Source organism: Edaphosphingomonas laterariae (genome assembly GCF_900188165.1).
GTDB lineage: Bacteria > Pseudomonadota > Alphaproteobacteria > Sphingomonadales > Sphingomonadaceae > Sphingomonas_E > Sphingomonas_E laterariae.
In genome coordinates this window covers 465228-479216 of record NZ_FZOS01000001.1, presented here as the reverse complement: position 1 = coordinate 479216, position 13989 = coordinate 465228, and the positions used below count along the sequence as shown (strand labels likewise).

Below are 13989 nucleotides of genomic sequence, written 5' to 3'. Positions count from 1 at the left end.
CGCATTAAAAAGCCCCGCCGGTTTCGCGCCGGCGGGGCTTTTTTTATGGCTGCGGATCGCGGCCGATCATTCGGCCATGGAGCTGCGCGTATCTTCGAGTGCGAGGGCGACGAGGGCGCCCATCGCGTCGCTTGCCGCCTCGGGATCGCCCGCCGCGATGGCGTCGAACACGCGGACGTGATCGGGAATCGGGTTGCGGGGCAGGGCGCGGGCGCGCTGCTTGAACTGCGTCGTCCAGTTGACCGCCGCGCCGATGCTGGCGGTCAGCGCCATCAGCGCGTCATTATGCGTGGCGCGCAGGATCGCATTGTGGAAATCGCGGTCCGCCGCGCGCCCGGCATCGGTGGCCAGCGTATGCCGCCGCATCGCCGCCAGCGCTTCCTTCATCACCTTGATGTCGGACTTATCGCGGCGCTGGGCGGCCAATCGCGCCGCCGCCGGTTCGACGATGGCCCGCAGCTCGAACAGGTTGCGGACGAATTCCACATCGGGTTCGCCGGCAAAGGCCCAGGCCAGAACGTCCGGATCCAGCAGGTTCCAGCGGTTGCGCGGCAGCACCCGCGTGCCGGCCTTGGGGCGGCTTTCGACCAGCCCCTTGGCGGTCAGCACCTGGATCGCCTCGCGATAGGCGCTGCGTGAAATTTCCAGCTCTTCCGCGAAGGCGACCTCGCCCGAAAGCGTGTCGCCCGGCGCATATTCGCCCGACAATATCGCGGTGCCCAGCTTGTGCGCGACGGCACCGTGCAGCCGCCGTCCGGGGCCGCGCGGTTTGGCCGTCGCCTCCGGGGCGCTGCCCTTATTCTCAGGTTCGTCGCGGCGCAGCTTGATGTTTCCCATGAATGTCCCTCCGCGCAGACAATTATCAGCGGTCGCGAGATGGCGAAACGGCAAACATTGCCATCCTCTGTTCTCTGTAATATGTCGGAGTAATAAGGAGACGCAAATGACCGTTGATGCCCGCCCGTCCGATTCCGTCGAAAGCAGCGGATTTCGTTCCGTAACTGCCGCGACGGGGCAACCCGAAGGGGGGGCTTTCGCGGTGCATGGGCCGGCTGATGTGGCAGCGGCGTGCGCGGCGGCCGAAGCCGCGTTCGATGTGTATCGCGCCACCGATCGCGAAACCCGTGCGGCCTTCCTGGAGCGAATCGCCGACGAGGTCGTCGCGATCGGCGATGATCTGATCGTCGCCGCGATGCGCGAAAGCGGCCTGCCGCGTGCCCGGCTGGAAGGTGAGCGTGGCCGCACCGTCGGCCAGCTGCGCCTGTTCGCCAATGTGGTGCGCGCCGGCCAGTGGCTGGGCCTGCGCATCGATCCCGCGCTGCCCGAGCGCCAGCCGCTGCCGCGCCCCGATCTGCGCATGCGGATGATCCCGCTCGGCCCCGTTGCGGTGTTCGGCGCGTCCAATTTTCCGCTCGCTTTCTCGACGGCGGGTGGCGACACCGCCTCCGCGCTTGCCGCCGGTTGCCCGGTGGTGGTGAAGGGGCATCCCGCGCATCCCGAAACCGGCGCGCTGGTGGCGGCCGCGATCAGCCGCGCGGTCGCCGCGTCGGGGCTTCCGGCGGGCGTGTTCGCCCACCTTGTCGGGCCGGGCAATGATCTCGGCGCTGCGCTGGTGCAGGATCCGAATATCGCCGCGGTGGGCTTCACCGGATCGCGCGGTGGCGGCCTTGCGCTGATGAAGCTTGCGCAGGCGCGGCCGGTGCCGATCCCCGTCTATGCCGAAATGTCGAGCATCAACCCCGTCCTGCTGCTGCCCGAGGCGCTGAAGGCGCGCGGTGCCGCGCTGGCTGCGGCCTATGTCGGCTCGCTCACCATGGGCGCCGGCCAGTTCTGCACCAATCCCGGCCTCGTGCTGGCGATCGATGGCGAGGGCCTCGATGCCTTCGTGACGGCGGCCACCGGCGGCGTGGGTGAGGCCGATGCGCAGGTGATGCTGACCACCGGCATTCAGGCGGCCTATGAAAAGGGCGCAGCTGCACTGGCCGGCGGCGCGGGCGTCGAAACGCTGGCGCGCGGCAAGGCCGGCAACGGCTCCACCCAGGGCCAGGCGGCATTGTTCCAGACGACGGCGGAAGCCTTCCTGGCGGATAAGGCGCTGGGCCATGAAGTGTTCGGCGCTTCGTCGATCATCGTCCGGTGCCGCGACGAAGCGGAGTTGCGCAGCGTTCTCGCCGGCCTTGAAGGCCAGCTTACCGCCACGCTCCATATGGACGATGGCGATGCGGCGGTCGCGTCGTGCGTCTTGCCGCTGCTCGAGCGCAAGGTGGGCCGCATCCTCGCCAATGGCTGGCCGACCGGCGTCGAGGTCTGCCACGCGATGGTGCATGGCGGGCCGTTCCCGGCCACGTCCGACGCGCGCACGACATCGGTGGGCAGCCTTGCGATCGATCGCTTCCTGCGGCCGGTTTCCTACCAGAATCTCGCGGGTGCGTTGCTGCCGGCGGAATTGCGTGACGACGCGCGCGGCGACGGCGTGCCGCGCCTCGTCGATGGCGTGCTGAGCGCCAATTGATCGTCAAACCGGGCGGGGCCGTGGTGGTGCCCGCCCGCCACGAACATGCGACGGCGCGCCGGAAGGCGGCGCCCTGAAGGGAGAGATTTCATGGCATTTCGTCTGCTGCAGCATCGCAGCGCTGAAGGCGTGCGCGCGGTGATCGCCGCCAAGGGCGATTCCGCCGCGTTCGTCGTGGGCGCGACCAGCATTCGCGCGCTAGCCGAACGCGCCATCGCCGAGGGCAAGAGCCTGGCCGACATCGTTGCCGAAAGCGGCACCGGCGCCACCGTCGACATTGGCGCCGAACTGGCGGCGGGCCGCATTCTCGCGCCGATCGACCATGACGATCCCGCCCACCTGATCCTCAGCGGCACGGGCCTTACCCATCTCGGTTCGGCCGAAGGGCGCGACAAGATGCACCGCGAGGCGGCCGCCGCCGCGACCAAGACCGATTCAATGCGGATGTTCCTCGAAGGGCTGGAAGGCGGCAAGCCGGCGGACGGCGAAACCGGCCAGCAGCCTGAATGGTTCTACAAGGGCGATGGTTCGCAGCTTGTCGGCCCGGGCGAGGCGCTCACCATGCCGGCTTTCGCGCAGGATGGCGGCGAGGAGCCGGAACTGGCCGGCATCTACATCATCGGCCCCGATGGCACGCCTTTCCGCCTTGGCCTGTGCCTCGCCAATGAATTTAGCGACCATGTGACCGAACGGCACAATTATCTGTGGCTGGCCCATTCCAAGCTGCGTCAGGCAGCGCTGGGCGCAGAACTGCTGGTCGGCGAGCTGCCCGAGCATGTCGAGGGTGCGAGCCGTATCCTGCGGGGTGACACGGTGCTGTGGGAAAAGCCGTTCCTGTCGGGCGAGGCGAACATGTCGCACAGCTTCGCCAACCTTGAGGCGCATCATTTCAAATATGATCTGTTCCGCCGCCCCGGCGACGTTCATGTTCACTTCTATGGCACCGCGACGCTTTCGTTCACCGATGGCGTGCGGACCGAGGAGGGCGACGTGTTCGAAATCGCGGCCGCACCGTTCACCTTGCCGCTGCGCAGCCCGCTGGCGCGCGCCGACGAGGCGCCCGTGACGGTCAAGGCGCTCTGACCATGGACCCGATCCGCATCGGCGTGGTCGGCATGGGCAAGATCGCCCGCGATCAGCACCTGCCGGCGATTGCCGGCAACGGCGCGTTCAGCCTTGCCGCCACCGTCAGCCCGCACGATCCGGGCATGCCGGGCGTGCCGCACCACCGCAGTCTTGAAGCCCTGCTCGACGAAGGGCCGGCGGTCGATGCAGTCGCGCTCTGCACGCCGCCGCAGGTGCGTTACGATCTTGCCGCATTGGCGCTGAAGAGCGGCATCCACGTGTTTCTGGAAAAGCCGCCGGGCGCCACGCTGGCGGAAGTGGCGGCGCTCAGCGCGCGGGCGGACAAGGTGGGGGCGACGCTGTTCGCCGGCTGGCATTCGCGCTTCGCCGCCGGTGTCGCGCCGGCGCGCGCGTGGCTTGCCGAACGCAAGATCGAAAGCGTGTCGGTGATCTGGCGCGAAGATGTGCGCGTGTGGCACCCCGGCCAGGCGTGGATCTGGGAACCGGGCGGGCTGGGCGTGTTCGATCCGGGCATCAACGCGCTGTCGATCATCACCCACATCCTGCCGCGCCCCTTCTTCCTGAAATCGGCGACGCTGGTGCTGCCGGCCAATCGCGCGGCGCCGATTGCCGCCGACCTCGAATTCCGTGACACGGCGGGCGCGCCGATCAGCATGGATCTCGATTGGCGGCAGACCGGCCCGCAAAGCTGGGACATCATCGTCGAAACCGACGCGGGCACGCTGAAGCTGTCGCACGGAGGCGCGGTGCTGACGATCCCGTCGGGCACGCAGCATAGCGAGGACCATGAATATCCCGGCCTCTACGGCCGCTTCGCCACGCTGATCCGGGGCGGGCGCAGCGATGTCGACACCGATCCGCTGCGGCTGGTGGCGGATGCCTTCCTGCGCGGGCGCCGCGAAATCACCGATCCGTTCCACGACTAGAACACAAAGGGAGAGACAATGATTGGAACCCTGCGCCGCGCGGCCGCCGCGCTGCTGCTGTCGGCTGCCGCCGTCGCCACGCCTGCCGTGGCCCATGCGCAAGCCGCGAAGCCGATCGCCGTTACCGTCAGCGCTGACAAGCCCGGTCCGGTCTATGATCGCCGTATCTTCACCCAGTTCGCCGAACATCTCGGCAATGGCATCTATGGCGGCCTGTGGGTGGGCGACGACAAGTCGATCCCCAACACCAACGGCTTCCGCAACGATGTCGTGGCGGCGCTGCGCAACCTGAAGGTGCCGGTGATCCGCTGGCCGGGCGGCTGCTTTGCCGACGAATATCATTGGCGCGAAGGCATCGGCCCGAAGGCCCAGCGCCCGGTGAAGGTGAACACCCATTGGGGCGGCGTCACCGAACCCAACACCGTCGGCACGCACGAATTTTTCGAACTGCTCCGCCAGGTCGGCGCCGAAGCCTATGTTGCCGGCAATGTCGGCAACGGCACGCCGCAGGAAATGGCCGAATGGGTGGAATATATGACCGCCCCGGCCGGCAGCCTGGCCGACGAGCGCGCGAAGAACGGCCATAAGGAACCGTGGGCGGTGCCCTATTTCGGCGTCGGCAACGAACTGTGGGGCTGCGGCGGCAATATGCGGCCCGAATATGCCGCCGATGTGACGCGCCGTTACGCGACCTTCGTCAAGGCGCCGGCGGGCACCAAGATCCTGAAGATCGCGGCGGGCGCCAATGTCGACGATCTCGCCTGGACGGAAGCGATGATGAAGATCGCGTCCAACCAGATCGATGCCGTGTCGCTCCATTATTATGTCCACCCCGCCGGCGGCTGGCCGCCGCGCGCGCCGGCCGTGGATTTCGACGAGGCCGGCTGGGCCGATGCGCTTGCCGGGGCGTTCCGCATGGACGACCTGATCACCCGCCACAGCGCGATCATGGACAAATATGATCCGCAGAAGCGCATCTGGCTGGCGGTCGACGAATGGGGCGCCTGGTATGCCCAGGATCCGGGCACGCACCCGGGCTTCCTGCGCCAGCAGAACACGCTGCGCGATGCGCTGATCGCGTCGATCCACCTCGATATCTTCGCCAAGCATGCCGATCGCGTGAAGATGACCGCGATCGCCCAGATGGTGAACGTGCTGCAGGCGATGATCCTGACCGAAGGCAATAAGATGGTGCTGACGCCCACTTATCATGTCTTCGACATGTACAAGCCGTATCAGGACGCGACGGTGCTGCCGATCAGCATCGACGCCCCGTCCTACACGCGGGACAAGTGGACGATGCCGGCGGTCAGTGGTTCGGCGGTGCGGGCGAAGGACGGCAGCGTCCATGTCGGCCTGTCCAACCTAGATCCCAATCGCGCGAACACGGTGACGGTGCGGCTGGCCGGGCTGAACGCGCGTGGCGTTTCGGGCCGGATCCTGACCGCGCCGGCGATCAATTCGCACAACAGCTTCACCGCGCCCGAGGTGGTGAAACCGGCCACGTTCAACGGTGCCCGCGTCAAGGGCGGTGTGCTGACCGTCGATCTGCCGGCCAAGTCGGTGGTGATGCTGCAACTGCGCTGATCGGGAACGGGCCGCCCCGGCCGATCGGGGCGGCCTCGCCATGCGGGATAACCGCAGGCTGAAGGGGAGACGATAATTGAAGCGGGCGACATATCTGTGGGCGACGGCGATCGCGGGGCTGGCCGGTGTGGCCGGCGCCGCCGTGCCCGCCGCAGCCGACCAGCCGGCGGCCACGCTGAACAGCCGCATGACGGGCGATCTCGTTCCGACGCATGATCCGGTGATCATCCGCGAAGGCGATACCTATCATGTCTTCGGCACCGGCCATGGCCAGCGGCTCATCGAAACGCGCACGTCCAAGGATCTCGTCCATTGGACAGCCGGTGCGCCGCTGTTCACCGCCATTCCCGATTGGGCGAAAAAGGCCATTCCCGGTACCGATGGCATGTGGGCGCCCGATATCGCCTTCGTGAACGGGCGCTACCGGCTCTATTATTCGGTTTCGACCTTCGGCTCGAACCGATCGGCCATCGGCCTGTTCACCAGCCCGACACTCGATCCCGGCGCTCCCGATTATGGCTGGCGCGACGAAGGGATGGTGGTGATGTCCACGCCGTCCGACGATTTCAACGCGATCGACCCCAATTTCATCGTCGATCGCGAAGGCCGCCACTGGTTGTCGCTCGGCAGCTTCTGGAGCGGGATCAAGCTGTTCGAGTTGGACCCGAAGACCGGCAAGCCGCTGCGCCCGGGCAAGGCGCCGTTCGCGATCGCGCAGCGCCCGGCGCCGGCCGGCGGCCCCGCGCCGGTGGAAGCGCCCTTCATCGTCGATCATGGCGGCTATTACTGGCTGATCATCTCCTATGATTATTGCTGCAAGGGCACGAACAGCACCTATTACACCGTCATCGGCCGGTCGAAGGCGATCACCGGGCCCTATCTGGGCAAGGATGGCAGCGCGCTGATGGATGGGCGCGGCACGATCTTCCTGCGCGCCGATCTTCAGGAACAGCAGCGTTTTCGCGGGCCGGGCCATGCCGGCTGGCTCCACGACCGCGATGGCCGCGATTATGTGGTCTATCACGCTTATGACCGTGAGAAGAACGGCGCGCCGACGCTGCGCATCGCGCCGGTGCGCTGGGGCGCCGATGGCTGGCCGGTCGCCGAATATTGATGCGCCGCGCGGCGCCCTTCGCCCCCAAATCTGACCTATCGGGAGAAGCCTCGATGATCCTCAACCTGTCCCGCCGCAATTTCATCGCCGGCAGCGCGGCGCTCTCCGCCGTGCCCGTGATCGCGCGTGCCGCATCGCCGGTGCCGCACCAGCCGATCGCGCAGAATCCGCTCGTCCGCCAGCGTGCCGACGCGCAGATCTTCCGGCATGACGACGGCTATTATTACATGACCGGATCGGTGCCCGAATATGACCGGCTGGTGCTGCGCCGTTCGCGCACGCTGGCGGGGCTGGCCACCGCCGAGGAGCGCGTGCTGTGGCGCCACCTTGCCAGCGGCCCGCTTTCGGGCTTCATCTGGGCGCCCGAACTCCACCTGATCGACGGCAAGTGGATCGTCTATTTCGCGGCCGGCCCCAGCGGCGGCGGCGAGGATGTATTCCGCATCCGCACCTGGGCGGTCATTTGCGACGGGCCCGATCCGATGACCGGAAAATGGTCGGTTCTGGGGCAGTTTCAGGCGCCTTGGGACAGCTTCAACCTCGATTCCACGGTGTTCGCGCATCGCGGTAAGCGCTACTTCGTCTGGGCGCAGCGCGAGCCCGGCATCGAAACCAATTCCAACCTCTACATCGCCCCGCTGGCGACGCCGCTGACCCTGGGTGGCACCGCGACGCGGCTGACCGTGCCGACGCTCGATTGGGAGATCCAGGGCTATAAGGTGGCCGAGGCGCCGGCGATCCTTGCCCGCAACGGCCGGCTGTTCATGGCCTATTCGGCCAGCGCCACCGATGCGCGCTATTGCCTCGGCCTGCTCACCGCCGATGCCGATGCCGACATCATGGACGCGAAGGCGTGGACCAAATCGCCGCAGCCGGTGTTCGTCACGTCGCGCGAAACCAAGGTGTTCGGCCCCGGCCACAACAGCTTCACGGTGGACGAACAGGGGCGGGACATCCTTGTCTATCATGGCCGTGATTATGAAGGGATCACGGGCGATCCGCTGTTCGATCCCAACCGCCACACGCGCATCCAGCGGCTTTACTATAACGCGGACGGCACACCCGATTTCGGCATTCCCGTGGGCAATGGCCCGCTGCCCGATCGCTTTGCGCCGGCCGGCCGGCCCGGCAGCTTCATCGCGCATGATGGACGGCGGGTGTTCGTCGGTCCGGCGCCGCTTGCCGCCACGCAGTTCCGCGCCGCGCCCGCGCGCGTCAGCGGCAGCGTGACGCTCAGCCCGATCGATATGCCGGACTATTGCATTGCGATCGCCGCCGATGGCGGGCTGGAACTGGCCAAGGCCGAACTCTCACCCGATTTCCTGCGGCGGAGCAGCTTCGTGCGCCGGATCGACGGCAAGGACACGGTTCGCTTCACCGCCGTCACCAGCCCGAACAAGGCGCTGGCGGATCAGGGCGGCGCGCTGGTGCTGGCGGCGGCGGACACGGCTGGCGCACGCTGGACGGTGAGCTGAGTTCGACTCATAACTCAGACTTGTCTGTCTGAAATGGACAGGATTCGGCGCTCTCATCGGGTGATGGGGGCGCCGATTTCGTTACGGCACGGTCGGAACTGTCCCGCCATGCTGCACGCGGAAGTTGCCCGAGGTTGCGCATAATATGCTGATATAAATTCAATAAATCTCGATATGTCAGGCCGTGCGGAGACGCAGTTTTTGCGCTTTTTGCACACGAAGTTTGCGCTTGCGTGACAGGTCTCTCGGAAATAAGTAGTCGGAGTTAATTGGGGCCTGGCAAGGGGCCGGCCGAGGGGAGGATAAGATGGCTTTCAAGCCAGTCGTCATGTGTTCCGCGTCGATTTTCTCGCTGCTGATCGGCAGCGCGGCCTATGCGCAGGCCGCCGGTGGTGCCACCGGCACGGTGGGCGAGGACGTGGCGGTTGCCGCCCAGGCGGGTGACGAGGATATCGTCGTCACCGGTGTCCGCGCCTCGATCGTCGGCGCGCTCAACGTCCGCAAGGAATCTGTGCAGATCATCGATTCCATCGTCGCCGAAGACGTTGGCAAGCTGCCCGACAACAATGTCGTCGAGGCGCTTCAGCGCGTCACCGGCGTGCAGGTCACCGATCGCGCCGGCGGCGAAGCCGCGACGGTCACGATCCGCGGTCTCGCCGATCCGCTGACCACGCTCAACGGCCGCAACATCTTCACGGCGGCGGGCCAGTCCTTCGCGCTGCAGGACGTGTCGGCGAACCTCGTCGGCCAGGTCGACGTCTACAAGACGCGTTCGGCCGATCAGATCGAAACCGGCCTTGCCGGACAGATCGACGTCAAGACCCGCCGGCCGTTCGATTTCGACGGTTTCGCGATCTCGGGCCTGGCGCGCGGCATCTATAACGAGCAGGCCGACACTTATAATCCGAACGTCGCGCTGCTCGTCAGCGATCGCTGGGAAACCGGCATCGGCGACATCGGCGTGCTGATCAACGGCAGCTACAGCCGCACCAAATATCGCAACATGTCGACCACGGCCGGCGCGATGGTGCCGTTCGCGACCGAAACCCCGCCTGCCGGTTCGGGCCTCAGCCCGCTTGAGCGCATCTTCCCGGGGCCGGACAATGTGAACTGGCAGCCGGGCCTCGATTACGGCCTGCCCACCGCCGCCGGATCGACGCTCAACATCAACGGCGTCGACACGCCTTATTATCTGTCGCGCGACGCGGTGTTCTCGTCGGACCTCTACGGCAAGCGCGAACGGCCGTCGTTCAACGCCGCGCTGCAATGGGCGCCCAATTCGAGCTCGGTCTACACCGCCGAGGTGTTCTACGCCGGCTTCCGCGGCAACACGTTCAATTCGCTGCAGTTCAGCTTCGTCGACTGGTGGGGCAACCCCGGCCCGGTCGAGCTGTATGACGGCACCAACATCGTCAAGGCGCGCACCGTCGACGACGTCTATGGCTTCAACAGCGGCGACTATGCCAGCAACAAGACCGACAGCTTCGTCTATGCGCTGAACGGCCAGTGGGATCTGGGCGAACGCGGCAAGATCATCGGCGACGTCGCCTATCAGACGAGCACCAACAAGACCTCGTTCATCGCCATGCGCACCGATCGCGTGGCCGATCAGATCAGTGTCGATTTCAACGCCGGCGGCGGCGTGCCGTCCTATCATTTCAACGATGATACGCTGCTCGCCGATCCCAGCGTCTGGAACCTCGCCCAGCTTTACGACAATGCCGACAAGAACAAGGGCAGCGCCGCGACGCTGACGCTCGACGGCTATTACACCTGGGACGAAGGCTTCCTTCGCAAGGTCAAGGCCGGCGTGCGCTATGATGATCGCGACACGTCCAGCTACACCCGCACGCAGAGCGCGAACTGCCCGGACGATCCCAACAGCACCAACTGCCTGGCGACCTCGCTCGGCGCGCTGCCGGAAGATGCCTGGTTCACCAATTCGGGCTTCTTCGACGGCCGCGCCGACGTGCCGACCAGCTGGACGCTGGCCAACGGCTATTGGCTGAACGGCAACAAGGATGTCGTGCGCAGCCTCTATGGCCTCACCGCCGGCGACCAGCTTTCGCTCGGCCGCGTGTTCGACGTGAACGAAGTCACGATGTCGGCCTATGTGATGGCCGATGGCGAGCTTTCGATCTTCGGCCGCCCGCTGCTGCTGGAAGGTGGCGTGCGCTATGTCGCGGTGACCACCAAGTCCAACTTCTACGATCGCCTGAACGGCGGCGCGCTGACCCGCGCCAGCAATTCGACCGAGAAGTTCCTGCCGAGCTTCACCGCGCGCTATGAGATCACGCCGAAGCTGCGCGTGCGTTTCAACTATGGCGAAACGCTGCGCCGTCCGAACTTCTCCGATCTCAATCCCAATTATGCGCTCACCGGCGATCTCACCAATCTTGGCTATGGCAGCGGAACCGCCGGCACGGCCAACCTGAAGCCGACGCATTCGAAGAATTACGACCTCGCGCTCGAATGGTATTTCGAACGCAACAGCGCGATCTACGTCACCGGTTTCCGGCGCGAGATCAGCGGGCTCGTGGTGCCGCTGACGGTGATGGAATATATCCCGAACAACGACATCGTGGCCGGCGCGACCGATTATTTCGCGATCACCCGCCCGGTGAACGCTTCGGACGGCGTGCTGAAGGGCGTCGAAGTCGGCCTGACCTATTTCCCCAATTACCTGCCGAGCATTCTCGACGGGCTGGGTTTCCAGGGCAGCCTGACGGTGCTGGATTCGAACCAGACGATCCCGATGACGGATTCGGCCGGCAACGTGACGGGCGAAACCCATTCGGACTTCTTCAACGTCTCGAAATTCTCGTACAACGCGACGCTCGCTTACGATAAGGGGCCGATCAACGCCCGCCTGTCGTACATCTGGCGCAAGGAATTCCTCCACCATAACGAGGCGCGCCTGTTCGCGAACCCGATCGGCGTCTGGTACAAGCCGGAAGACAGCCTGGATTTCCAGCTGACCTGGAACGTGACGGACAATGTCGGCCTCACCTTCGACGCGGTGAACCTGCTCAAGTCGAAGCAGCAGAACTATTACAAGTTCGACAATGCGGGGAATTCTGAGCAGTTCAACCTCGGCACCCTGTTGCTGGCGCGCACCTTTGCGCTGGGTGCCCGCTTCTCCTTCTGATCGGGTCCAACGGGGTGCGGTTTATCCGCATCCCGTTCCAAGGCGGCCGTCCCGAACCCTCCTCTCCCCTCGGGACGGCCGCCAACTTGCTGTTGCACGGGAAGGATAGGGCATGCGCGCGTGGCGGAAGATGCTGGCGGCCGGTGCCGCCCTGTTGGCAACCACTGCCGTGGCCGCGCCGGCGCCGTCCCCCGCGATGGACAAGGCGGCTATTGCCCGCCGGCATTTCGGCAATAACGCGCCCTGGTATCAGGCGCGCATTCCCTTTTTCGAATCCGCCGACGCCCGGATCGACGCGGTCTATTATTACCGTTGGGCGCTGTTCCGCGCACACCAGCGCGACCTTGGCGCCGAAGGCTTCATCTCCACCGAATTTCTCGATGACGTGCCGTGGCAGCGCGAACCCTTTGCCAGCCTGAACGACGCCACCGGCTTCCATATCGGCGAAGGCCGCTGGCTGAACGATCGCCGATATGCCGGCGACTATGTGGATTTCATGTATCGCGGCGGCAATGATCGCCATTTCACCGATCATATGGCGGATTCGGTCTATGGCCGCTTCCTTGTCGATGGCGATCGTGAAGCGGCGCTGCGCCATCTGCCGGTGATGCGGCACATTTACCGGCTGTGGGACGAAAAGTTCGATTTCGCCAAGGGGCTCTATTTCGTCGAGCCGCTGCTGGACGCCACCGAATATACCGTGTCGTCGATCGACGCGTCGGGTGGGAAGGACGGGTTTCGCGGCGGCGATTCCTTCCGCCCCTCGGTCAACGCCTATATGTTTGCCAATGCCCGCGCGCTGGCCAGGCTGGCCGAAATGGCAGGGGATGACGCCATGGCGGCGGAGTTTGCCGGCCGTGCCGATGCGATCCGGGCGCGTGTCCTCGATGCCTTGTGGAGCACGGATCTCACCCACTTCGTCGATCGCTATCAGGTCGATAACGAGCATGTGAAATATTGGTCGCCGATCCGCGCGCGTGAACTGGTGGGCTATCTGCCGTGGATGTTCGATCTGCCGCCGGATGAGGGCCGTTATGCCGCAGCATGGGGGCACCTGCTTTCGCCGCGATCGCTTGCCGGCAAGGCCGGGATGCGCACGGTGGAGGCGAGCTATCCCTTCTACATGCGGCAGTATCGCTATCTCGGCACCGCGCCCGAATGCCAGTGGAACGGCCCGATCTGGCCTTATCAGACGACGCAGGTGCTGCACGGCATGGCAAATCTGCTCGATCATTACGATCATCAGGGGCCGGTGACGCGCAGCACCTATATGCGCCTGCTGCGGCAATATGCCGCGCTTCATTATCAGGGCGAACGGCTGGATCTGGAGGAGGATTATCATCCCGAAACCGGCAGGCCGATCGTCGGGCTCGATCGCAGCCACCATTATTTCCATTCGGGCTTTGTCGATCTGGTGCTGACCGGGCTCGTCGGCATCCGCCCGCGCGCCGACGATGTGCTGGAAGTGAACCCGCTGCTGCCGGCCGCCGGCGACAGCCAGGCGCTCGCCTGGTTCCGCGTGCAGGATGTGCCCTATCACGGCCGCCGCATCGCGATCCGCTGGGATCAGGATGGCAGCCATTATCGCCGTGGCGCCGGGCTGGCGATCGAGGTGGATGGGATCGAGGTCGCAAGGCGGCCGACGCTGGGACGGCTGACCGTGCCGGTCGAGCGGCGTGCGCAGCCGGCTTATGCCCGCCCGATCAACCGGGCTGTGCAACTCGTGCGGGGCCAGTTCCCGATGGGTTCGGCGTCGAGCAACACGGACGCGGAAAATCTCCACGACGCGATCGATGGGCGGCTGTGGTTCTTCCCGGAATTGCCCAATGGCTGGTCGTCGGCGCCCGCGGGTGACGAGCAATGGTATGCGATCGATCTTGGCCGGCCGATGCCGCTCGCCCGCGCGGAGCTGGCTTTCTTCGATGACGGCACGGCCTTTGCCGCGCCCGGACATTATCGCCTGCAGGCGATGGTGGGCGGCGCGTGGCGCGATCTGCCGGGGGCAGAGGGCCAGCCGGTCGCCAATGGCGTGACCCATGTCGCCTGGCCGAACGTCACCGCCAGCGGCGTCCGCGTCGTCATGCGGCAGCGCCCGGGCCGCGCGATCCGGCTGGTCGAGTTCAAGCTGTTCGCCGAATGAT

Annotated in this window: 9 protein-coding genes; 8 read left to right on the top strand and 1 reads right to left on the bottom strand. The window is 65.8% G+C overall.

The annotated features are described in order from the left end of the window. Positions 1 to 66: 66 nt before the first annotated feature. Entirely contained in the window at positions 67 to 837 is a 771-nt protein-coding gene (locus tag CHB74_RS02115; RefSeq protein ID WP_089217921.1) for a FadR/GntR family transcriptional regulator, read from the bottom strand. Between the two features lie 106 nt (positions 838 to 943). Between CHB74_RS02115 and CHB74_RS02110 the strand changes: the two genes are divergently transcribed. The 8 genes from CHB74_RS02110 (at position 944) to CHB74_RS02075 (ending at position 13988) form a co-directional block, all read left to right on the top strand. Further along, positions 944 to 2512, top strand: coding sequence for an aldehyde dehydrogenase (NADP(+)) (locus CHB74_RS02110; RefSeq protein ID WP_089217920.1), 1569 nt, complete (start codon positions 944 to 946; stop codon positions 2510 to 2512). A gap of 90 nt (positions 2513 to 2602) precedes the next feature. After that, a complete protein-coding gene (gene araD1 / locus CHB74_RS02105) occupies positions 2603 to 3595 on the top strand; it encodes an AraD1 family protein (protein ID WP_089217919.1) in 993 nt (330 codons plus the stop codon). Between the two features lie 2 nt (positions 3596 to 3597). Then, positions 3598 to 4524 carry a Gfo/Idh/MocA family protein gene (locus tag CHB74_RS02100; protein WP_089217918.1) on the top strand — a complete coding sequence of 309 codons (927 nt, stop codon included), beginning with the start codon at positions 3598 to 3600 and terminating at the stop codon, positions 4522 to 4524. A gap of 18 nt (positions 4525 to 4542) precedes the next feature. Beyond that, positions 4543 to 6111, top strand: coding sequence for an alpha-N-arabinofuranosidase (locus CHB74_RS02095; protein ID WP_089217917.1), 1569 nt, complete (start codon positions 4543 to 4545; stop codon positions 6109 to 6111). A 94-nt stretch (positions 6112 to 6205) separates the two neighbouring features. Beyond that, positions 6206 to 7225, top strand: a complete 1020-nt coding sequence (locus CHB74_RS02090) for an arabinan endo-1,5-alpha-L-arabinosidase (protein ID WP_425442229.1) — start codon at positions 6206 to 6208, stop codon at positions 7223 to 7225. A 53-nt stretch (positions 7226 to 7278) separates the two neighbouring features. Then, positions 7279 to 8700, top strand: coding sequence for a family 43 glycosylhydrolase (locus tag CHB74_RS02085; RefSeq protein WP_089217915.1), 1422 nt, complete (start codon positions 7279 to 7281; stop codon positions 8698 to 8700). A 307-nt stretch (positions 8701 to 9007) separates the two neighbouring features. After that, positions 9008 to 11848: a TonB-dependent receptor gene (locus CHB74_RS02080; RefSeq protein ID WP_089217914.1), complete on the top strand. Its 2841-nt coding sequence runs from the start codon at positions 9008 to 9010 to the stop codon at positions 11846 to 11848. Between the two features lie 112 nt (positions 11849 to 11960). Further along, positions 11961 to 13988, top strand: a complete 2028-nt coding sequence (locus tag CHB74_RS02075; protein ID WP_089217913.1) for an MGH1-like glycoside hydrolase domain-containing protein — start codon at positions 11961 to 11963, stop codon at positions 13986 to 13988. Position 13989: the final 1 nt, after the last annotated feature.

Coding starts and splice junctions, on each gene's coding strand:
- CHB74_RS02080 (WP_089217914.1), top strand. CDS start 9,008: ATGGCTTTCAAGCCAGTCGTCATGTGTTCCGCGTCGATTTTCTCGCTG.
- CHB74_RS02075 (WP_089217913.1), top strand. CDS start 11,961: ATGCGCGCGTGGCGGAAGATGCTGGCGGCCGGTGCCGCCCTGTTGGCA.
- araD1 (WP_089217919.1), top strand. CDS start 2,603: ATGGCATTTCGTCTGCTGCAGCATCGCAGCGCTGAAGGCGTGCGCGCG.
- CHB74_RS02115 (WP_089217921.1), bottom strand. CDS start 837: ATGGGAAACATCAAGCTGCGCCGCGACGAACCTGAGAATAAGGGCAGC.
- CHB74_RS02095 (WP_089217917.1), top strand. CDS start 4,543: ATGATTGGAACCCTGCGCCGCGCGGCCGCCGCGCTGCTGCTGTCGGCT.
- CHB74_RS02085 (WP_089217915.1), top strand. CDS start 7,279: ATGATCCTCAACCTGTCCCGCCGCAATTTCATCGCCGGCAGCGCGGCG.
- CHB74_RS02110 (WP_089217920.1), top strand. CDS start 944: ATGACCGTTGATGCCCGCCCGTCCGATTCCGTCGAAAGCAGCGGATTT.
- CHB74_RS02100 (WP_089217918.1), top strand. CDS start 3,598: ATGGACCCGATCCGCATCGGCGTGGTCGGCATGGGCAAGATCGCCCGC.